Origin of the sequence: Bacillus sp. R86525 (genome assembly GCF_042466195.1) — a bacterium.
Lineage (GTDB): Bacteria > Bacillota > Bacilli > Bacillales > Bacillaceae_G > Bacillus_A > Bacillus_A nitratireducens.
Map to the genome: position 1 here is coordinate 627863 of NZ_JAXHPX010000007.1, position 20169 is coordinate 648031.

The following is a 20169-nucleotide window of genomic DNA, read 5'->3' on the forward strand; positions in this document are numbered from 1 at the left end:
TTAAAAATATAGTATAATATATAAAAAAGAAAGAATATTCTGTCCGTTATAGTGGAGGAGGTTATTACATCATGGAGAAAAGAGGGAAAGTATGGTTAGCTGTTAGTGGCCTAGTAGCAACAAAAGATGGCAGGTGGCTATTTGTTAAGAAGAAATACAGTGGATTAAAGGGGAAATGGTCTTTACCAGCTGGTTTTGTAAATGAAGGTGAGACTGTTGATGAAGCTGTGAAACGTGAAGTGTTAGAAGAGACAGGCATTGTCGCTCGTGTGAAGGGGATTATCGGTGTTCGATCGGGCGTTATTCGTAATGAGATTAGTGATAATATGATTATTTTCCTTTTGGAGCCTGAAGGAGAAAACATTACTGTACAGGAGAAGGAATTGTCTGAAGTGGCGTTCTTACATCCAGATAAGATTGCGGACGATCCGAATACGTCTGTGCTTATTAAATATTTGCTAGAAGGAAGATCAGAACTGCATCTTGAAATGGACAAAACATTAAATCCAGGAGAGCAATTTGGTTATACAGCCTATCACGTATTTACGGCGCATACGAAGGAGAGGGAGAAGAAGTGAGTATACCGGTACTACTTATTTCGATGATGTTATTCTTTATTTTGTTTTTTGGAATTGGATTTTTACTCAACATGATTTTGCGAGCTACGTGGGTAATGGTTATTGTGTATCCAATTGTTTGTATGCTTATTATTAATAAAGCGAGTGTGTGGGATTATTTTTCAAAGCCAAAAGAAACATTTTCTTCATTTGGGACAAGTGTATCGCATTTAGGACAAGCAGATATGTTTATTCTATCTACTGGATTAGTAGGTGCTGCTTTAGCGGGAATCGTAATTAAGAAACTTCGGAAAAGTGGATATCAAATGTTTTAATCTCCAATCAATTTGGAGATTATTTTTTTGCATATTCCTTCATCGTATAGGGAATGATTAACGATGAAGGAGTGTGGAATATAAAAATGTTAAAACGATATTGTATTCGCATTATGATGACTTGTTTACTTGCATTCGCATTATGCGTAACATGGAAGGCTTTCACGGGAGTTTCTTTATTAGAGATTATAAAACCATATGAAGAAACAAGTGTAAAAGAAGTACATGCAGCAGAAATTGAGAAAAAAGTTGCTCCGAGTAAAGAAGTGATAAATGCTTTAGAACAGGCAAATGACTGGTCTAAATATCGTGTTATAGAAATGACTGCAACTGGTTATACATCAGGCATAGAGTCAACTGGTAAGAGCCCGGGACATCCGGAGTATGGTATTACATATTCAGGTGTTAAAGCGAAACGGGATTTATATTCCACAATCGCTGCGGACTTACGCGTATTCCCGATCGGAACGATTTTATTCGTGCCAGATTACGGATATGGTGTTGTTGCTGATAAGGGCGGGGCTATAAAAGGAAATCGTCTTGATCTATATTATGATACGGTGAAAGATGTTTATAGCCAATGGGGTAAGAAGAAAGTAAATGTATATGTAGTGAAAGTAGGAAATGGTAAGTTTACAGAAGAAGAGTTAACGATGTTAAATGAAGACGAAACGATGCAAGTGTTTCGAGGTCAATATTTAAAACAAAGATAGTCTAGTGGTAATAACGCTAGACTTTTTTCTTGTTTTATTTCATTGTGTTAGAAGTTAGAATTATCGCATTTTATCGAAAATAAAGTTATAATAGGCGTAGAGAAATCTAGGGGGTCTGAATATGTTTCAAGTACAAAAAGAATTAGTCAGTCATGAAGCAGTAATTATTGCTTTATTTGAAGAAGAGCAAACGAGTAGTTTTGTACAAGAACTGGACAAAGCGTTTGAAGGACAATTACAAGTTTTATTAGAAGAAAAAGAACTTTCAACTAAGAAAAAAGCCATTTCAAAAGTACATAGTTTAGGAAAAACAAATGTGAAACGTTATTATTTCGTTGGCTTAGGTAAGAAAGAATCATATACAACGGAAACGTTACGTGCGGCTCTTGGTAAGGCGTTTAAAGCGTTACAAGCAGCAAAAGTACAAGATGCAGCAATCTTACTTGATTCTTTCGTGACAGATAAATTAGATGCAATTGATGTAGCTCATATTGCGGCAGAAGTACAAGGTCTTGGTACATATGAATTACAAACGTATAAAACAGATAAAAAGGATTGTGTAGAATTAGAGAAGTTTACGGCTATTACAGCGGAAGATGCACAAGAAGTTGAAGCTGCATTAACAGTAGGGTACGTACATGGACGTGCAACAAATTCAGCTCGTACACTTGTTAATATGCCGCCAAACGTATTAACAGCGACAAAGCTTGCTGAGTATGCGGTTGAGTTAGCTGAAAAGTATGATATGGATTATAAAGTTCTTGAGAAAGAAGAAATGGAAGACCTTGGTATGGGTGCATTACTTGCAGTAAACCAAGGTAGTACAGAGCCACCGAAAATGATCGCTCTTATTTATAAAGGAAAAGAAGAGTGGACAGATGTAATTGGATTCGTTGGAAAAGGGATTACATACGATACAGGTGGTTACTCTTTAAAACCACGTGAAGGCATGGTTGGTATGAAAGGTGATATGGGCGGTGCAGCAGCTGTTCTTGGTGCGATGGAAATTATCGGTGAACTTCGCCCAGAGCAAAATGTTATCGCTGTAATTCCATCAACGGATAACGTTGTAAGTGGTACTGCATTCAAGCCAGATGATGTGATTACATCTATGAGCGGAAAAACAATCGAAGTATTAAATACAGATGCAGAAGGTCGTCTAGCGTTAGCTGACGGTATTACGTATGCGAAGAAGCTTGGTGCAAATTACTTAGTTGATGTTGCAACATTAACAGGTGGTGTAATTGTTGCACTTGGAAATCATACAACAGGCGCGATGACAAATAATGAAGAGTTGTTTGAACAAGTATTAGAAGCATCAATGGAAACGGATGAGCCAATTTGGCAATTACCGATTTTCGAGCGCGATAAAGAACGTGTCAAAAACAGTAAATTTGCTGATTTAAATAACTCACCAGGTCGTGAAGGACATGCGGTTATGGCTGGGACATTCCTAGGTGAATTTGCTGAAGAAACACCATGGGTACACTTAGATATCGCTGGAACATCTGAAACAACAGGAGCGCATGATTTAGGGCCATCTGGAGCAACAGGTGCAATGGTTCGTACACTTGCAACACTTGTTGAACGTTTCGGAGAAGAATAATTTTTGAAAAAAGGCTGTCTCAAATTTTTTTGAGGCAGCCTTTTCTTATTGATATGGTATGATTATTGTCAGTTTTTGTCGGTAAGTCGATATCACTCATTTATTATTGTACTGTTCAAAAAAGTGTTACATAGTGAAAGATTCGTCTTATAAAGAAATCGTATATAAGGTCCCATTTAAAGCAAATGAAGTGCGACCTGTTTCTTCAGAGACAACTAATATAAGTGCATCACTTTTTTCTGATAATCCAATTGCTGCCCTGTGACGTGTTCCTAGCTCAGGATCAATATCTGTACTTTTCGTTAACGGAAGAATATTAGCAGCTGAGACAATATGATTATTTTTCACGAGAATGGCTCCATCATGAAGAGGGTTACCTGGGTAAAAAATTGATTCAAGTAACGGAGCGGTTAAATGAGCATTTAATGTTGTTCCAGTTTGAATGAAAGATTCAAGTGTCTCGTTTCGCTCTACAACGATTAGAGCACCGTGCTTTCGGGCGCTTAAATGTTGGACAGCTCTTGTGATAAACTGTGAGCTTTCCGTATAAGGCGATAAATAAGCCTGAATATAGTATGTAGCTGCCAATGTTTGTACATTTGCTAACATGTGATGAATATCTTCCATTTTGCATAAAATACATTCATCTTCCTTATCAATTGCCTGTCTCATAATTGATAATTCTTTTTCAGCAATTTCAATCATTTGTTTTGTTTGTATTTTGAGCTCTTCTGACAAGCCCCATTCTTGCATAATCCTCATTCCCTTTGGTGGAGTATTTAATCATAGTGTATACAAATATTCCTAGTAAAATCCTGCTAGATTTTATAAAATATTGAGATACAGGTTGTTTTTTTCATATAATAAAGGTATGACAAGCGGGAGGAGATAGAAATATGGATTGGAAACAAGAATATAGTCGCTGGCTTTCATATGCAGAATTAGATGCAGAATTAAAAGAACAGCTAGAAAACATGAAGCAAGATGAGAAGAAAATCGAGGATAGCTTTTATAAAAATCTAGAGTTCGGCACAGGTGGTATGCGTGGTGAACTTGGTGCTGGTACGAACCGATTAAATGTATATACAGTTCGTAAAGCGACACAAGGATTAGCGAAATTTATTGAAAAATTAGGTGAAGAAGCGAAGAAACGTGGTGTTGTTGTAGCGTATGATTCTCGTCATAAATCACCTGAATTTGCAATGGAAGTAGCCGCTACACTAGGTGCACACGGTATCACAACATATGTGTTTGAAAGCTTACGCCCAACGCCAGTGCTTTCTTTCGCAGTTCGTCATTTACATACAGTAAGTGGAATCGTTCTTACGGCGAGCCATAATCCGCCTGAATATAATGGTTATAAAGTATATGGTGACGATGGTGGACAATTGCCTCCAAAAGAAGCTGATGAGTTAATTAGTTACGTAAATGCAGTGGAAGATGAATTAACAGTTGAAGTAGCTGATGTGGAGCAATTAAAAGCTGACGGTTTATTACATATTATTGGACAAGAAGTAGACGATGCATATGCTACAGAATTGAACAACGTCATTATTAATAAAGAAATGGTACAAAAGGTTGGTAAAGACTTAAAAATCGTCTTTACGCCATTACATGGAACATCAAATGTTTCGGTACGCCGTGGTTTAGAAGAAGTTGGATTTACAGATGTAACAGTTGTAAAAGAGCAAGAGTTACCAGATCCAAACTTCTCTACAGTAAAATCACCAAACCCAGAAGAGCACGCAGCGTTTGAGTATGCAATTCGCGACGGTGAAAAAGTAGGCGCAGACGTGTTAATCGCAACAGATCCTGATGCAGACCGTCTAGGTGTAGCGGTTCGCAATCACGATGGTGAGTTCCAAGTGTTAACTGGTAACCAAACAGGTGCGTTAATGCTTGATTACTTATTATCACAAAAGAAAGAAAACGGAACGCTTCCAGAAAACGGTGTTGTTTTAAAAACAATCGTAACGTCTGAAATTGGCCGTACAATCGCAAAAGCATACGGTTTAGATACAGTTGATACGCTAACTGGATTTAAATTTATCGGTGAAAAAATCAAACAGTATGAAGAAAGCGGAAAATATGAATTCCAATTCGGTTATGAGGAAAGCTACGGTTATTTAATCCGTCCATTCTGTCGTGATAAAGATGCCGTGCAATCTGTTCTATTCGCATGTGAAGTAGCTGCGTACTATAAATCACAAGGTAAAACGTTATATGATGGTCTGTTAGAAGTATTTAAGAAGTACGGTTTCTTCCGTGAAGATCTTGTATCGTTAACGTTAAAAGGAAAAGACGGTGCCGAACAGATTCAAAAGATGATGGCGACATTCCGCGGGAATCCTCCGAAAGAAGTAGCTAGTTTAACAGTCGTTGCAGTTGAGGATTATAAGGAAAGTATCATTACAACTTTACAAGATGGAAATAAGGAAGAGATTCACTTACCGAAATCAAATGTGTTAAAATATCAATTAGAAGATGGTTCTTGGTTCTGCTTGCGTCCATCTGGAACAGAGCCGAAAATTAAATTCTACTTTGGTGTACAAGATGATTCCTTACAAAATAGTGAACAAAAGTTACTTACTATTAAAGAAGATATTATGAATCGTTTATAATAGAATAGAGTGCTACTGATAGGAAAAGGGGAGAACGGAGAACGGCCTCCTCTTTTCTTATAGTTTTGTATGATGTAGAGGATTATTAAGAGATAATCTTATAAATTTGCACCTTACTAAGAGAATTAAAATGAAAAGCGAGGGTATTTGTCATGAAAAAAGTGAGAAAAGCAATTATTCCGGCAGCGGGATTAGGAACACGCTTTTTACCAGCAACGAAAGCAATGCCAAAAGAAATGCTTCCAATTGTAGATAAACCAACAATTCAATATATCGTAGAAGAAGCAGTAAAATCAGGCATCGAAGATATTATTATCGTTACTGGTAAAGGAAAGCGCTCTATCGAAGATCATTTCGATAATGCATTTGAATTAGAGCAAAACTTATTAGAGAAGAAAAAGTATGAGTTACTTGAAAAAGTACAAGCTTCTTCTAAAATGGTAGATATCCATTACATTCGTCAAAAAGAACCAAAAGGATTAGGACATGCTGTTTGGTGTGCGCGTAAATTCATTGGTGATGAGCCGTTTGCAGTATTATTAGGCGATGATATCGTTCAAGCTGAAAAACCATGTTTACGTCAACTAATGGACGAGTATGACAAAACACTTTCTTCTGTTATTGGTGTGCAGACTGTTCCTGAAGCAGAAACACATCGCTATGGAATTATTGATCCTTTAGAGCAAGAGGGGCGTCGTTATCAAGTTCGTAAATTCGTTGAAAAACCAGCGCAAGGTACTGCACCTTCAAACTTAGCGATTATGGGACGTTACATTTTAACACCTGAAATCTTTATGTTCTTAGAACAGCAACAAGTTGGAGCGGGCGGCGAAATTCAGTTAACGGATGCAATTCAAAGTTTAAATGAAATTCAACGTGTATTTGCTTACGACTTCGAAGGAAAACGCTACGACGTAGGTGAAAAGTTAGGGTTCGTTCAAACGACAATTGAAATGGCTCTGCAACACCCAGAATTACGCAATGACATGGTCACAATGATGAAGAAAATTTTAGAAGAGCAAACGAATCAAGAGTCTTAATATAAAAAAGGAGTTGTTCCTACTGGAACAACTCCTTTTTCTTATGAAATCGTCGAATGAGAATGCTGATAAGCCGAACGACGTACAGCATAGTATATGCGAGGTGCGATAATAGCGCCGATAATTGTAAATGCAATATCTTTTACTGCGAACCACATCATAATCATCCATGCAGCTTTATAACTCATATTACCACCCATGAAAATATTGACCGCTCCGTACATGTAAGTAGTACCGATAATATAGGTTAAAATAATTCCTGTGAACGAAGCAAATGCAAAGGTGCTGAATGTTGGTCGTTCTTTTTGTTCTACTATTTTTCCTGATACGTAAGCAACGATAATAAATGCGATAATGAAACCACCAGTAGGATCTAAAAGTGCTCCAAATCCAGCTTTGAAGTTAGCGAAAATTGGTGCACCAGCTAAGCCAACGAGCATATAAACAGTCATTGATAATGCGCCAAGTCTACTTCCAAGAAGAAGCCCTGCTAAAATTGCGAAAAATGGTTGCATAGATAATGGGATGCCCGCCACTTGCAGGAATGGTGCCCAAGATACAATATTTGCACCAATGGCCATAAGAGCGACGAACATGGCAGCTAATGCTAAATCTAAAACATGAAATCTTCTCATAATGTTAACCTCCTGTTGTTTTTAGGTTAACATTATCGTAGCGAAAATATTTACTTGTTGTCAATCAAAATATTTTGATAAGAAGGCTTTAAGTAGTCTCTTAGCAACGTATATGGAATATGAAATTGCGGGATTCCGCTTGAATAAGGAGCAATCTCATATAAAGGGAAATAAATCACAAGATTATCTGGTTCTAAAAAATAGTGAAACTTTTTTGCGCTCGTTACTTTTTCGACTGCATCGGGAAAATAAATGCCTTCATTTTGTTTAACTTGTCTTACAATCTCTGTGCGAATTATTTCTTTATATGTATCCTCTTGTTGAAATAAGTCGTCTAGGTGTAATAATTTTTTTTCGTTTAAATCAAATGTATTTGCTTTCCACGTATAAAGTCCATGCGCTCCGCCTGTATATTGATAGTAATTCACATATAAACTTAGGAAAGGTAGTTTGTTTAAAGCTACTTTATAGTCAACATTTGCAACGTATGGGTGGAAAGGTGTACTAGATCCTTCTGTTTCTTTATAATATTTCTTCGCTTCTTTTTCTAATTTACTTTTAAATTTGGCAGTAGAGTTTTTGTAATAGGAATTCAGCTTATTTTGAAATTTTGAGTCAGAAAAGTTGTGAAAGGAAGGCCTATTAATTTGATATTCTATATAAGGTTTCTTACCTTTTTGCGTTACAGTCTGAACATCGATTGTCAGGTTAGATGCTTTGGCTGCTATTGCACAATTTGGTACAATAGTCAGCAAGGAGAACATAAGCAGTAGTATACAAAATTTCTGTTTCATTTAGGTGAAACCTCCTTATATAAGTGTTATAGGTAGTTTGAAAGTAAATAGGTAAAAATATACATTTAATTAAAAGTGAGGAAAAGGGGGAAACGATATGTCAAAAACTTTAATGGATTCGCTTGGAATTGAGTTGTTAGAGATGACAGAAGATAAGGTGGTTGCTACGATGCCTGTTGATGAGCGTACGCACCAGCCATTTGGATTTTTACACGGTGGTGCATCTCTTGCATTAGCAGAAACAGTAGCAAGTGTCGGTTCATACAATTTAATTGATCAAGAGAAATGTATTTGTTTCGGTCTAGAAATTAATGCAAATCACATTCGCTCAAAGAAAGATGGGATTGTAACAGCGATTGGAACACCGATACATAGAGGACATTCAACGATGGTTTGGGATGTACGTATCATTGATGAGAATGATGATTTACTATGTATATCAAGATGTACAGTAGCAATTAAAGAAAAACGTGAAAAGTAAAAAGAGGCGGCTCAATAGAGCGCCTCTTTTTTATAATTAGAACTGGATTTTCTTCTCTAAGAAACCTTTTAGCTCGCTAATTGGCATACGAACTTGTTCCATTGTGTCACGGTCACGTACTGTAACAGCTTTGTCTTCAACAGAGTCGAAGTCATAAGTGATACAGAATGGTGTACCGATTTCGTCTTGACGACGGTAACGTTTACCGATAGAACCAGTTTCGTCAAAGTCTACCATGAAGTCTTTAGCTAATTCTGCGAATACTTCAGTAGCACCTTCAGATAGCTTTTTAGATAATGGTAAGATAGCTGCTTTGTATGGTGCTAAAGCAGGGTGGAAACGAAGAACTGTACGAGAATCGTTTTCTAATTGCTCTTCTTCATATGCATCACATAAGAATGCTAATGTTACGCGGTCAGCACCTAAAGATGGCTCGATGCAGTACGGTACGTAACGCTCATTCGTTTGTGGATCGATATAGTTAAAGTCTTCATTAGAGTGTTCCATGTGACGTTTTAAATCGAAGTCTGTACGAGATGCAACGCCCCATAGTTCGCCCCAACCGAATGGGAATCTGAATTCAATATCAGTTGTTGCGTTACTGTAGTGAGATAATTCCTCTTCACCGTGGTCACGAAGACGCATGCTTTCTTCAGTCATACCAAGTGAAAGTAACCAGTTCTTACAAGTTTCACGCCAGAATGCGAACCACTCTAAATCTTCACCAGGCTTACAGAAGAATTCAAGTTCCATTTGTTCGAATTCACGTGTACGGAATGTGAAGTTACCAGGTGTGATTTCGTTACGGAAACTTTTACCGATTTGGCCGATACCAAATGGAAGTTTTTTACGCATAGAGCGTTGTACGTTTTTAAAGTTTACGAAAATACCTTGTGCTGTTTCAGGACGAAGGAAGATTTCGTTTGTGCTAGACTCTGTAACACCTTGGAATGTTTTGAACATTAAGTTGAACTGACGGATTTCAGTGAATTCTTCACTACCGCAATCAGGACATTTTACTTCATGTTCTTTCATTAAATCAGCCATTTGGTCGAAAGTAAGACCATCAACAACCATTTCGATGCCTTTTGCATCTAATGCATCTTCAATTAATTTGTCAGCACGGTGACGAGCTTTACATTTTTTACAGTCGATCATTGGATCGTTGAAGTTACCAACGTGACCAGAAGCGATCCAAGTTTTTGGGTTCATTAAAATAGCTGCATCTAAACCAACGTTGTGTGGAGATTCTTGAATGAACTTTTTCCACCAAGCTTTTTTAACGTTATTTTTTAATTCGATTCCAAGTGGACCGTAATCCCAAGTGTTTGCAAGACCACCGTAAATTTCAGAACCAGGGAAAACGAAACCGCGATGTTTCGCTAAGTTTACAACTTGTTCCATTGAATACATAATAAAATCCTCCTTTTGAAAGTTAACGTATTTGCGATGACGTACTCTGGTACTTGTGAAACGAGCAGTATATGCTTTAAAAAACATAAAAAAACGCTCATCCCAAGGCTTAATTGCCTAGGGACGAGCGTTTGCCCGCGGTTCCACCCTAGTTGATGCACAAAATGCGCATCCACTTTATAATGTATTGCTCGAGACTGCCGTTTCCTTGCGGCTTCAGGCTTTCACTATCCCCAAATCGCTTTTTATGCAAGTACTTATAAGTCCGTCATCGCTACTTATATTAATAATAATGAACATATTCTAACACGTTCTTTTTTAAATCTCAATAGAGGAACGTGTCTATCTATGATAGAGTCTCGCCTGTTTTTTCATTATTTATTCCGTAGTTTTGTTTAATATGCTTAATTGCTTCGCGTCTACTAAGCGAGGCAAGCTCGTTATTTTGTACGTATTCCCAAACGACATCGGGCTTTGTTTTTGCATATTCGCGAAGGACCCAGCCAATCGCTTTTTGAATGAAAAATTCTTTTGAAGAATGTAGTTGTCCAATAATCCAGAAAAGAAGTTCTTCATCCATCTTTTGTTTATATTTTAGCTGGAATAAAATAGCGGCGCGTTGTAACCATATGTTATCTGATGCAATCCATTTTGGAATATATGCGGAAATTAATTCTGGATGTTTTAAAAAGATATTGCCTAAAAATGTAGGGACAATGCTATCAACAGAGTCCCACCAAGATTTTGTGACAATAAGTTCTTCTAGAAATGGGATATGAGTTTCGTTTATATGCTTTTTATATTTTTGCATAATATCAAGTGCAGCTGCCTGAAATTCACGTTCTGGTAAATCCCAAAGCTCACGTACGATAATTTGGAAGTCTTTTTTATCTGGGAGAGTATGTATTTGAATAACGTCTTTCAATAATTGTCGTCTTTCAGGTGTTTGAATACCGAGAAACGGGAAGTGATTTTTCATATAAAGTGCCATCGGTTCTGCTTTTGCTGGGTTTTGATTTGCTGTGAAGTGCTCTTGTAATGCTTTTGCAAATGGATGCATAAGTACGTTCTCCTCTCTTATTATCTTTCTCATATTATTATACAGAGAGTTTGGTTAAATTTTAAAACATAACTTGCAATGTAATGAAATATGTTGAGAGTAGAGAGGAGAGGATAAGATGGAAGATCAAGGCGTACTAGCAGGTTTCTTTGCTCTTAGTTTTGCGTTTATTCTTGTTATAATAATTTGGGCAATTATTTCGTACTTGTTAACGGCTTTTGCACTTTATACGATGGCGAAAAATGATGGTGCAACTGATGGTGTTCTTGCTTTTATTCCGTTTATAAATAGTAAGACATGGGGCGATTTAGCGAAAGATAAATTACCAGATTTCTTAAAAGAAGAAGCAGGGTGGAAAGTATTCGGCATATATGTCGCGTGTTTCATCTTTAATTTCGTACCGATTATAAGTTTATTAGCAACAGCAGTATCGATTGTGCTGTCTATTTATCTCATCTACGCTATTTTGGATAGGTACGGAACGAATTCCATACTATTTACGATCATTCATACAATCACATTTTCGGTTTTCTTGCCGATTCATTTGTTCATTATTCGGAATGAGCCGGTGAGATATAACGAGTAGATATATGCGGGGAGCTGTTCCAAAGATGTTTTGGAACGGCTCTTTGTCGGTAAATCGATATTTCGTTGACCAAAAAAAAAGGGTTTTTGTTAAAAATATGAAAAATAAGAAAAAGTAACATTTTAATCTTCATTTTACCAAATTAAATATATTAAAATATATTTATAATATTTTCTTGTGATAAAGTAAAATCATGTAAATTCAATGAATCTGAAAAATATAGCGCAGCTGTTGCGTATTCTAATACTTACCCAAGGGGTACGATTTATCCCGCATTAACGGGCAGTAAGACTCCCACCTCAAAGTTCGGCGAATGCGAGGAAGTTAGGTGGGAGGTAACTGCCCGTAAAAGCCCGATTGGTTCAACTAATAATCAGTGGGAGATGGACAAAACCCCCACTGATTAAAGTTTCACTTTATTACAGTGGGGGCTCTTTCACTATTAATTCTTAAATGAACTAGGAGTGATAAAAATGGTGTATGGACAAGTTAATCATACATTCATTAATCCTATATGGGTTGTTGGTTCTATAGTTCTGGTTATAGCGTTATTTTTTGCTATTAGAAGTTTGATTCGATTTTTAAAGAAATAAAGAGCTGTTCTGAGCTTTAAAAGAGTCCAATTGAAGGACTCTTTTTATTTTACAGTTTGTCAATCTAAGTGCGACAGTTCCTCCTGAAACGCTTCGTGGGCAGTTTTCTAAACTAAACATTTCTTGATCTTTCATTAATAAGAAGTAGTGATTGATTCAATTGTTGGTGTGAAACAAGGTTCAAATTTGTTTTTTTCGGATAAAACTCACGCAATAGAGCATTTACGTTTTCGTTACTTCCACGTTGCCAGGCAAAATAGGAATAGGCAAAGAACACTGCTATTTTTAGGTTGTTTTCTATTGGTTGATAACACGAAATTTTTCTCCTCTATCACCAGTGGTTATTTTGAACATACAATTTGCGCATGTGATATGGATAAGTATAAACCACGTCCTGTAAAAAAAGGGCTGCCACATAGGACAGCCCTTTTTTCTACTACATAAGGTAGCGTAAATAAATGTAAATGTGAGAAATGATTAATGAAACGATCATAATTGGGAAGCCGACTTTAAGGAATTCCATGTAGCTGAATTTATGTCCTTCACGACTTGCGATTCCGGCTACGATTACGTTAGCAGAAGCCCCGATTAATGTTCCGTTTCCACCTAGGCAAGCACCTAATGCTAATGCCCACCATAGTACGTCGATTTGTGCGTCAGAAGGTGATAAACCTAGCCCAACTGCCATATCGTTAATAAGTGGGATCATTGTTGCAACGAATGGAATGTTATCGATTGTTGCAGAGGCGATACCAGATACCCATAGAATAAGGATAGATGCTTGAGAAATATCCCCGCCCGTTATTCCGATTACTTTTTGGGCTAACGTTTTGATAAGACCGATATCGATAAGTCCTCCAACGAGTACGAATAGTCCCGCGAAGAAGAAGATTGTTACCCATTCTACGCTAGCGAATACTTCTTCAATTTCATGTTCTTTCACACCGATTAACATAAGGACAGTAGCGCCAGTTAAGGCGATGATAGCTGCATCAATATGGAAAATAGAATGAGTCATGAAACCTACAATCGTAAGTCCAAGTACTGTTAAAGATTTTTTCATTAATACTGGGTCTTTAATGTATTGCTTTTCATCTAAGCTCATTAATTTCTTAATTTGTACAGGATCAGCAATTAATTGCTTACGGTACATGAAGTAAAGCATTGCTGCTGTTACTGCAATGATAATAATTACGATTGGTGCTAAGTTTAGTAAGAAAGCATTAAAATCTAAATGCTTATTTGCAGAACCAATCATAATATTTGGTGGATCACCAATTAATGTTGCTGTTCCTCCGATATTTGAAAAAATAATTTCAGAAAGTAAATATGGAACAGGATTTACTTGCAAGATGCGCGTAATAGATAAAGTAACTGGAACAACAAGAAGTACTGTTGTAACGTTATCTAAAAATGCGGAGCCAAGCGCGGTAAGTAAGGAAAGTGAAATTAAAATTTTAATTGGATTTCCTTGTGCTCCTTTTGCGGCTTTAATGGCAACGTATTGGAAGACACCTGACTTACTTGTAATGTTTACCAGTATCATCATACCGATGAGTAACGTAATAGTTCCCCATTCAATATGCTTTGTAAAGGCATTGTGTAAGTCAACGACCCCTGCAATCACCATGAATGCTGCACCAAGAAGTGCGATGACAGCACGGTTAATTTTTTCAGAAATAATAATGGCATATGTAATTAAAAAGACTGCGATAGCGAAATAATACTGCCAGTTTGCGAGCTCTTGCGTTGTTTCGTGCAAAACTCTCATCTCCCTTCATTCACTTTTCTTAGTGTGTCAAAAAATTAACTAGATGAAACACACATAACGTCATTATAAAGTAGAAAAATGGCGGATGTAAATGAAAGGGTTTATTTTGTCATATTTTCTGCATAGGTCATTTTTTCTTATTTTTAAAAATATTTGTGGGCATTTGACATATATATAAGATACATCCAATCTGAATATTTCAAATGGAATCAGCATTCGAGCTTGTTCGTGTAGGAGTGTCAAATAGAAAGGAATGACAAAGATGATAAGGAAGGGATCGTATGGATGAACAACAATTTTTATTTTTAGACTTTGAGTTTACGATGCCCCAGCATAGAAAAAAGCCAAAAGGTTTTTTCCCAGAAATTATCGAGGTAGGACTCGTTTCAGTTGTTGGTTGTAAGGTGGAAGATACGTATGCAGCACATGTCAGGCCAAAAACATTTCCGTCCTTAACGGATCGATGTAAAAAATTTTTAGGAATTAAACAGGAAGTAGTGGATAAAGGAATTTCTTTTCATGAACTTGTTGAGAAACTTGCAGAATATGAAAAGAGGTGTAAACCGACAATTGTAACGTGGGGAAATATGGATATGAAAGTCTTAAAGCATAACTGCGAAATGGCGGGCTTAGAATTTCCATTCTTTGGACAGTGTCGTGATTTATCGCTTGAGTATAAGAAGTTTTTTGGAGAGAGAAATCAAACAGGACTATGGAAAGCAATTGAGGCGTATGGAAAAGCAGGAACAGGAAAGCATCATTGTGCGCTTGATGATGCGATGACGACATATAATATTTTTAAGTTAGTAGAAAAAGATAAAGAGTATTTAGTCAAACCAGCACCTCCGACATTAGGGGAACTTGTTGATTTTTCGAAAGTGTTAAAGAACGTGAGTACACAGTAACGACCAAATTGCACAACATGTAATTTGGTCGTTTTGTTTTTTAAAGTTTGTAATCTTGCTTTAATTGCTGAAGTGTTTCTAGACTACGCCCCGCAAAAGGTGAATCATCTTCAGAAAATGAATTCATTTGTGTTTCTAATGCTAATTTTAGTGAATCTGTATAATCAGGAATTTCCCCTTCATATTTCTTCACCATTTGCTCTGGAATGTTCGTCTGTTCACGAAAGGCTAAAGCGCGTCTTTCATGGAAGAATGGTACGTCAGCTTGTTTTACATTATGTAAATCACCTTGCACCGGATGTTTTAAAACAGCTAATACTTTTACGACGTAACTGCCAGGACGGCTATTTGTAATTTCGCCTATGTATTTTCCCGTTTTATAAATACCCGTAACGATTTCACCAATTTCAAATGTTTCTCTCATATTTTTCACCTCAAGTTTATAGTAAGGAAAGTATAAGAAGGAGTCAAAGAAATCAGTTGGTTTTTGAATATCCTTGAGAATATGACAGGCTTCAACTATAATTTAAAATAATATGACAGAAAATTCAGATGTTAATTCTTTTCATAAATTCCCTGATAAGGAGTGTTCAATATGATGCCTTTATATTTTCCGGAAGATAAAACAGAATATATTATTCCAGGTATTGTTTGCGTTCTATTTATCGTCGGTGCGGTTGCTACTTGGCGTATGTTTATTCGTGTATCAAAACGAGAAGCAGAGCGATTGCAGAAAGTAGAAGAAAAGCTTTTAGCTGAAAAGAAACAGTAATTCATTATTGTATGTTTCCCTCTATGCTCGGACAATCTAAGGGCAGAAAGTATTTTGGAGGGAAAAGAATGAAAAAACGGCTTTTTTTCAGTTGTTGTTTATTATTTCTAATGGCGGGTTGTGACCAAGGGAAGCCGAAAGAAATTGATGTGAAATTACATAATGCTTCAGGTGATGAAGTTGGGACTGCAAAAGTAGTTCAGCAAACAAGTGGAGTGAAAATTACAATCAAAGCGGAAGGGTTTACACCAGGGCCACACGGGCTACATGTACACGAAATCGGAGAGTGTAAAGCGCCTAGTTTTGAATCATCCGGGAATCATTTTAATCCAGATAATAAAAAACATGGGCTCCTCAATCCGAAAGGTGCGGAAAATGGTGATTTGCCGAATGTAGTGGCGGATGGTTCTGGAAAGATTAAAGCAGAAATCGATGCGCCGCATATAACGCTTGAAGAAGGAAAAACGACGATTCATAGAAAAGATGGGGCGTCTATTATTATTACAAAAAACGCTGATGATGGCATGACACAACCAGCAGGAAAATCTGGTGACCGAATTGCTTGTGGTGTTATTGTTAAAAAAGCGTCGGATATGAAGAAAAAGTAGAAGCTACCGTGAAAGGTAGCTTTTGTTGTTATGAGAATGTATGGTGTAGTCTGTTTAAAATTTCTTCTAAAACAGATCTTGGGCAGCCGATGTTAATTCGGATATGGGTTTCCCCGCCTGTCCCGTATTTCTCACCAGGTTCAACGATGATTTTACCTTTCTCTTCAAGTAATGCTGTTCGTTCATCTTGAGAAAGGTTCAAGCGGGAACAATCAATCCACAGTAAAAAACTACCTTCTGGTTTAATTACAGAAAGAGCAGGTATGTGATTTTGAATATACTCACAAGCAAATTGAGCATTATCTTCAACGTATAATCGAATTTCATTTAGCCAATCATTACATTCTGTATACGCGCTTTGCATTGCTGTATAAGCAAATGTATTTAATCCGTGGAATCCTTGTCTATGTTGGATAGACATAAAGGCATTACGGAGATTCTCATTCGGAATAATAATGATTGATGCTTGTAATCCAGCGATATTAAATGTTTTGCTCGGAGCCATACAAGTAATAGTGCATGCTGCTAATTCTTCAGATAAAGAAGCAAACGGTGTATGAGTATGGCCTTTATAAATAATATCGGCGTGAATTTCATCGGCGACAACGGTTACATTATATTGCGTACATAACGAACCGAGTTTTGTTAGTTCATCTTTCGTCCAAACACGTCCAATAGGATTGTGAGGGCTACAAAGAAGCATTAGTTTTACACCTTGTTTAAATTGAGTTTCTAGATGCTCGAAGTCTATCTTATATGTGCCATTTTGTTTAAACAAGGGACTCTCGCATAATTGTCTATTATTTGTTTTGACCATTTCAAAAAATGGTGGATAAATAGGAGGTTGTATGAGTACAGATTCTCCTTCTTGCGTTAATGCTTGTATGCTTGTACTAAGAGCTGGAACGATGCCTGCACTAAATACAATCCACTCTTTTTTTATATCCCAATCGTATTGGCTTTTTGTCCAATCGCAAATAATATCCCCAATATTTTCTGGAGGAATTGTATAGCCGAAAATAGGATGTTCTATACGCTGCCGTAATGCAGTTTGAATTGGTTTTGGTACTTCAAAATCCATATCTGCAATCCAGGCATGGAGAAGTTCTTCGTTTTTATATGTATCCCATTTTGTACTATGTGTACCACGCCGATTTACCGTTTTATGAAATAGTTGCATATGTTTGCCCCCTTCTTCTGTAAAACCGTTAAGTTATGAAAGTTCTCTCTCTTCTTATAGAATAGCTGATGTGATAGGATAAAGAAAAGTATTAAAAAGTGAAAAGGCGGGAAGCGAATGGGTACATATGAAAAGATGATAGAGTTTGTGAAAAATTGGGATCCGTTTCAAATGGGGCCGGAGTTTTATGAAACAGAAGCGAGCGATGTTGTGAACGTCGTAAGTGTGTTTGATGATCCAAAATACATCGCAAAAAAGATTCAACATATATACTTTATGTCTTTTGAGGAAGTACCAGCGCTTGAAAAATGTGAGAAGTTAGCCGTGGAATTACTTGTAATAAAAGAAGGTGGAAGTTGTTCATTGTAGGCTGTCGGAATTTACGACAGCCTTTTTGTTTGTTTTCGTTTGGATTGATTAAAGTTTCGCTTCACAGTACGGAAAACGTCATGATTTCTTCATAAACATGCTCGGGCTTTTCTTCTGGTAGTAAGTGCCCTGTATTTTCGTAAGAGATAAATGTTGAATTAGGTAAATCTTTATGGAGACGGTGTCCTACATGTACAGGGACGACGCGATCTTTTTCACCCCAAATGAGTAATACTGGTGTTTCGATTTTTTGTAATTCAGTTGAAGATAAGTCACCTTCACGGTCTCTTATCATTCGAGTTAAGGCAGGGAATATACGATCATCATAAAAAGGGGCGGAGTAACCTTCTTTCATTTCATCGTCAATTAATGAGTGATCATGAACGACATTCATTAAGTTGTGAACAATACCGCGCCGTATAATCCAGTTCTTTACGTATAAATGAAAGAACGGTAAATAAGAAGAATACATTAAAGGTAAGTTTGCGCGTGCTAAATAGCTAGAGCTACATAGTAAAATCGTCTTTGAGATTAGTTCAGGACGTATACGGTTTACATAGAGAGAAATTTGCCCACCCATAGAATGACCAACTAATACAATATTTGAGAAAGATAAATGTTCAATTAAATCGATAATAATCGTTGCTAAATTGTGATAAGAATACTTAAAGAGATGAGATTTATCGCTTTTTCCGAATGGTGGTAAATCAAGGGCGATTACTGTGCCTTCCTTTGTTAGTAAAGGAATGAGTCGTCGATAGCTAAATGAGGAAGATAAGAAGCCGTGAACGAGTACGAAAGTAGGTCGCTCTTTTTTATTATTATGTTCATACAATTCGTAATGAATAGTAGTGCCGCGAGTGGAAAAAGTGAAGTAAGGGCATTTGCATTCATGGTTCATTTTTTGTCACTCCATTGATTTTTGTTCATATCATCTCCAGGTAAGAAAAAAATATGTTAACAAAAAAAGGCAAGATGACATCGTCATCTTGCCTTTCACTTATTTATCCCGCTATTTGTGGGGGTCTTGCTGCCCGTAAAACCCCCACTGATTAAAGTTTCACTTTATAATTACCCACGAACAATATTAGGTGGTGTTTTTCCTTGTAATCCTGCAACTAAATTTTCAGCAGCTGTCATTGCCATTTGCTGCCGAGTTTTTAATGTTGCAGATCCGATGTGCGGTAAAGTTACAACATTTTGTAATGATAAGAGCGGATTATCTTTTTGGATAGGCTCTTGTGTAAATGTGTCGATGCCGGCTGCAAATATTTTCTTTTCTGTTAATGCATGAATTAATGCATTTTCATCTACTGTTTTCCCGCGAGAGGCATTAATGAAAATTGCTGTTTCTTTCATTAATGAAAATTCCTTTTCACCAATAAGGTGATACGTTTCATCTGTTAATGGAGTAAGAAGAATAATAAAATCAGATTGTTTGATTAGAGTTTGTAAATCACAATATGTAGCATCAAATTTTTGTTCTGCTTCTTCTTTACGGCGACGGTTATAATAAAGTACATTCATATCAAATCCGAATTTCGCTCGTTTTGCGACAGCTTCTCCAATTCGTCCCATTCCGATAATGCCAATTGTACTATGATGTACATCTAGTCCGAAGTGTTCTTTTCGGATTTCGGCATTCCATTCACCATTTTTTACATAGGAATTGAGTTCGCAAACACGGCGACTAGCAGATAACATAAGAGCGAAAACGAGATCAGCTACTGTATCATCTAATACATATGGAGTATTCGTTCCGATGACATTTCGCTTTTCCATTGCTGTTAAATCAAAATTATCGTAACCAACAGAAATGTTACTCACTACTTTTAAGTTAGGAGCTACATCTAACAATTCTTCATTAATAGCAGATCCAAAATTTAATAACCCATCTTTATCTTTTATTTTCTCCAATAGAACATTACGAGGTACTTTCTCGTTTTGATCCCATTTTTCAAAATCACAGTGTTCTGATAAATAGTTTTCTACAAATGTTGGAACTGGTTCGGCAATATATACTTTTGGTTTCACGGTTCCATCCCCTTTCCTCTTTATCCCGATTGGTGCAGCTAATTCAGTGGGGATGAATAAACCCCCCGCTAATTAAAGTTTCATTTCATTTTGACA

General features: G+C 36.8%; 22 protein-coding genes. 12 read left to right on the top strand and 10 right to left on the bottom strand.

The genetic code is table 11. The features are described from left to right. Positions 1-71 precede the first annotated feature (71 nt). The 4 genes from SJY24_RS05605 (at position 72) to pepA (ending at position 3211) form a co-directional block, all read left to right on the top strand. Positions 72-578, top strand: a complete 507-nt coding sequence (locus SJY24_RS05605) for an NUDIX hydrolase (RefSeq protein WP_377864004.1) — start codon at positions 72-74, stop codon at positions 576-578. Further along, a complete protein-coding gene (locus tag SJY24_RS05610; RefSeq protein WP_000027018.1) occupies positions 575-892 on the top strand; it encodes a YuiB family protein in 318 nt (105 codons plus the stop codon). Before SJY24_RS05605 ends, SJY24_RS05610 begins: the two co-directional genes overlap by 4 nt. Positions 893-978: 86 nt before the next feature. Then, entirely contained in the window at positions 979-1605 is a 627-nt protein-coding gene (locus tag SJY24_RS05615) for a 3D domain-containing protein (protein ID WP_377864006.1), read from the top strand. A gap of 121 nt (positions 1606-1726) precedes the next feature. Then, positions 1727-3211: a cytosol aminopeptidase gene (gene pepA, locus SJY24_RS05620; RefSeq protein ID WP_377864007.1), complete on the top strand. Its 1485-nt coding sequence runs from the start codon at positions 1727-1729 to the stop codon at positions 3209-3211. Between the two features lie 147 nt (positions 3212-3358). Here pepA and cdaS read toward each other — a convergent pair whose 3' ends face one another. Continuing rightward, positions 3359-3964: a sporulation-specific diadenylate cyclase CdaS gene (gene cdaS, locus SJY24_RS05625; RefSeq protein ID WP_001158736.1), complete on the bottom strand. Its 606-nt coding sequence runs from the start codon at positions 3962-3964 to the stop codon at positions 3359-3361. A 143-nt stretch (positions 3965-4107) separates the two neighbouring features. Here cdaS and SJY24_RS05630 point away from each other — a divergent pair, with 143 nt between their 5' ends. Both SJY24_RS05630 and galU read left to right on the top strand, forming a co-directional pair. After that, the gene (locus SJY24_RS05630; protein ID WP_377864008.1) at positions 4108-5832 is read left to right on the top strand and encodes a phospho-sugar mutase; all 1725 of its coding nucleotides are present in this window, start codon (positions 4108-4110) and stop codon (positions 5830-5832) included. Between the two features lie 152 nt (positions 5833-5984). Beyond that, positions 5985-6872, top strand: coding sequence for a UTP--glucose-1-phosphate uridylyltransferase GalU (gene galU, locus SJY24_RS05635; RefSeq protein ID WP_377864010.1), 888 nt, complete (start codon positions 5985-5987; stop codon positions 6870-6872). A gap of 41 nt (positions 6873-6913) precedes the next feature. Here the strand turns inward: galU and SJY24_RS05640 are convergent, their stop codons facing one another. Then, positions 6914-7507, bottom strand: coding sequence for a biotin transporter BioY (locus tag SJY24_RS05640; protein WP_377864011.1), 594 nt, complete (start codon positions 7505-7507; stop codon positions 6914-6916). A 50-nt stretch (positions 7508-7557) separates the two neighbouring features. Further along, positions 7558-8301 (bottom strand): DUF3298 and DUF4163 domain-containing protein, encoded by a 744-nt coding sequence (locus tag SJY24_RS05645; protein ID WP_377864012.1) that lies wholly within the window; start codon positions 8299-8301, stop codon positions 7558-7560. A 97-nt stretch (positions 8302-8398) separates the two neighbouring features. Here SJY24_RS05645 and SJY24_RS05650 point away from each other — a divergent pair, with 97 nt between their 5' ends. Then, on the top strand, positions 8399-8782 hold the full coding sequence (locus tag SJY24_RS05650) for a hotdog fold thioesterase (protein ID WP_377864013.1): 384 nt from the start codon (positions 8399-8401) through the stop codon (positions 8780-8782). A gap of 36 nt (positions 8783-8818) precedes the next feature. On the opposite strand, the gene SJY24_RS05655 is transcribed toward SJY24_RS05650, so the two are convergent. After that, entirely contained in the window at positions 8819-10195 is a 1377-nt protein-coding gene (locus SJY24_RS05655) for a glycine--tRNA ligase (RefSeq protein WP_088092001.1), read from the bottom strand. Between the two features lie 346 nt (positions 10196-10541). Continuing rightward, positions 10542-11255 (bottom strand): DNA alkylation repair protein, encoded by a 714-nt coding sequence (locus tag SJY24_RS05660; protein WP_377864015.1) that lies wholly within the window; start codon positions 11253-11255, stop codon positions 10542-10544. 118 nt (positions 11256-11373) lie between these two features. Here SJY24_RS05660 and SJY24_RS05665 point away from each other — a divergent pair, with 118 nt between their 5' ends. After that, on the top strand, positions 11374-11841 hold the full coding sequence (locus SJY24_RS05665) for a hypothetical protein (protein ID WP_377864016.1): 468 nt from the start codon (positions 11374-11376) through the stop codon (positions 11839-11841). A 1029-nt stretch (positions 11842-12870) separates the two neighbouring features. On the opposite strand, the gene SJY24_RS05670 is transcribed toward SJY24_RS05665, so the two are convergent. Further along, a complete protein-coding gene (locus SJY24_RS05670; RefSeq protein WP_377864017.1) occupies positions 12871-14196 on the bottom strand; it encodes an ArsB/NhaD family transporter in 1326 nt (441 codons plus the stop codon). 290 nt (positions 14197-14486) lie between these two features. Here SJY24_RS05670 and kapD point away from each other — a divergent pair, with 290 nt between their 5' ends. Beyond that, the gene (gene kapD, locus SJY24_RS05675) at positions 14487-15110 is read left to right on the top strand and encodes a 3'-5' exonuclease KapD (protein ID WP_000344315.1); all 624 of its coding nucleotides are present in this window, start codon (positions 14487-14489) and stop codon (positions 15108-15110) included. Positions 15111-15150: 40 nt separating this feature from the next. Here kapD and kapB read toward each other — a convergent pair whose 3' ends face one another. Then, a complete protein-coding gene (gene kapB / locus SJY24_RS05680; RefSeq protein ID WP_377864018.1) occupies positions 15151-15534 on the bottom strand; it encodes a kinase-associated lipoprotein KapB in 384 nt (127 codons plus the stop codon). Positions 15535-15705: 171 nt separating this feature from the next. On the opposite strand from kapB, the gene SJY24_RS05685 reads away from it, so the two are divergent. Continuing rightward, the gene (locus SJY24_RS05685) at positions 15706-15882 is read left to right on the top strand and encodes a hypothetical protein (protein WP_000982769.1); all 177 of its coding nucleotides are present in this window, start codon (positions 15706-15708) and stop codon (positions 15880-15882) included. 68 nt (positions 15883-15950) lie between these two features. Continuing rightward, the gene (gene sodC, locus SJY24_RS05690; RefSeq protein ID WP_377864019.1) at positions 15951-16490 is read left to right on the top strand and encodes a superoxide dismutase [Cu-Zn]; all 540 of its coding nucleotides are present in this window, start codon (positions 15951-15953) and stop codon (positions 16488-16490) included. 28 nt (positions 16491-16518) lie between these two features. On the opposite strand, the gene SJY24_RS05695 is transcribed toward sodC, so the two are convergent. Then, on the bottom strand, positions 16519-17670 hold the full coding sequence (locus SJY24_RS05695; RefSeq protein ID WP_377864020.1) for a MalY/PatB family protein: 1152 nt from the start codon (positions 17668-17670) through the stop codon (positions 16519-16521). Positions 17671-17787: 117 nt separating this feature from the next. Here SJY24_RS05695 and SJY24_RS05700 point away from each other — a divergent pair, with 117 nt between their 5' ends. After that, positions 17788-18039: a YugE family protein gene (locus SJY24_RS05700; protein WP_000537628.1), complete on the top strand. Its 252-nt coding sequence runs from the start codon at positions 17788-17790 to the stop codon at positions 18037-18039. Between the two features lie 61 nt (positions 18040-18100). Here the strand turns inward: SJY24_RS05700 and SJY24_RS05705 are convergent, their stop codons facing one another. Beyond that, positions 18101-18940 (bottom strand): alpha/beta fold hydrolase, encoded by an 840-nt coding sequence (locus tag SJY24_RS05705; protein WP_377864022.1) that lies wholly within the window; start codon positions 18938-18940, stop codon positions 18101-18103. Between the two features lie 170 nt (positions 18941-19110). Then, positions 19111-20103 (bottom strand): 2-hydroxyacid dehydrogenase, encoded by a 993-nt coding sequence (locus SJY24_RS05710; protein ID WP_377867222.1) that lies wholly within the window; start codon positions 20101-20103, stop codon positions 19111-19113. Positions 20104-20169 lie beyond the last annotated feature (66 nt).